An 832-nucleotide genomic window follows, 5' to 3' on the forward strand; every position below is an offset into this window, starting at 1 on the left:
GGGCCTTGACCCCTGATCGTGGACACGCTGATTCCAGGTTCGCCCTGGAGGAAGCGAGAAGATCTGATCATGGCAAGGAAGACGTACTCCGAGGAGTTCCGGCGTGATGCGGTGGAGCTGTATCGCTCGACGCCGGCGGCCACGGTCTCCGGGATCGCCTCGGATCTGGGCATCATGGACACGACGTTGTCGAACTGGTTGAAGGCCGCCGGCGTGCCGATCCGCGGGCAGTCCCGTCCCCGCCCCCAGGCCCCGTCGGGCGATGAGACCCCCGAGCAGGAGCTCGCCAGGCTGCGGGCGCGTGTGAGGGACCTGGAGGACTCCGAACGCAAGCTCAACACTGAGCGGGACATCCTGCGGGCGGCGGCGAAGTATTTCGCCGGGGAGACGAACTGGTGAGCCGCTTCCAGTTCGTTGCCGACCACCTGGCCACCTTCGAGGTGAAGCGGTTGTGCGAGGTCATCGAGGTCTCGCGCTCGTCCTTCTACGCCTGGCGCAAGGCCGCCCCCGCCCGCCACGCGCGGGCCGAGTCCGACGCGGAGCTCGCCGCTCGGATCAAGGCCGCCCATGCCAAAGACAAGGCTTGCGGAGCCCCGAGGATCACCGCTGAGCTCAACGACGGCGCCCCGCCCGCCGAGCGTGTCAACCACAAGCGCGTGGCTCGCGTCATGCGCGAGCACGTCATCGCCGGGATCCGGCTGCGCCGACGGGTGCGCACCACGATCAGCGCACCCGATGACCAGGTCGTGCCCGACTTGCTCGAACGTGACTTCACGGCGAGCGAGCCGAACACCCGCTACGTCGGGGACATCACCTACCTGCCCTGCGCAGA

At 68.1% G+C, this 832-nt stretch carries 1 pseudogene; it reads left to right on the forward strand.

The annotated features are described in order from the left end of the window. Window positions 1-69: 69 nt before the first annotated feature. Window positions 70-832: pseudogene (locus tag H9641_RS20435) on the forward strand (IS3 family transposase); the annotation flags it as partial.

Source organism: Oerskovia merdavium, assembly GCF_014836755.1.
GTDB classification, from domain to species: Bacteria; Actinomycetota; Actinomycetes; order Actinomycetales; family Cellulomonadaceae; genus Oerskovia; species Oerskovia merdavium.